We start from the raw sequence: 251 nt of genomic DNA, 5'->3' as shown, positions 1-251 counted from the left end.
GAGACGCTGAACCTACCGACGGACTATGTGCGCCCAGCGGTGCAGAGCACGCGCGGGGCGCTATTGTCCTTTGAGCTGGGTTCGGATCTGAGTTCTGGCCTTCAATCGTTGAGCCAGCAGCATGGCGTGACGCTTTTTATGACGCTGTTGAGCGCCTTCAAGGTGTTGCTTTCCCGTTACAGCGGCCAGAGCGACATCTGTGTGGGCAGCCCTGTTGCTGGGCGTATGCAGCAGGAGGTGGAAGGGCTTGT

At 59.4% G+C, this 251-nt stretch carries 1 protein-coding gene; it reads left to right on the top strand.

Annotated features, from left to right (window positions below; all coding sequences use genetic code 11):
* On the top strand, window positions 1-251 hold a 251-nt coding region (locus AAHB90_RS32680; protein WP_342089518.1), incomplete at both ends, for a condensation domain-containing protein.

Source organism: Dyadobacter sp. OTU695 (assembly GCF_038440355.1).
Lineage (GTDB): Bacteria > Bacteroidota > Bacteroidia > Cytophagales > Spirosomataceae > Dyadobacter.
The sequence above is the reverse complement of the archived record's forward strand: the minus strand, read 5'-3'. Positions and strand labels throughout refer to the sequence as shown.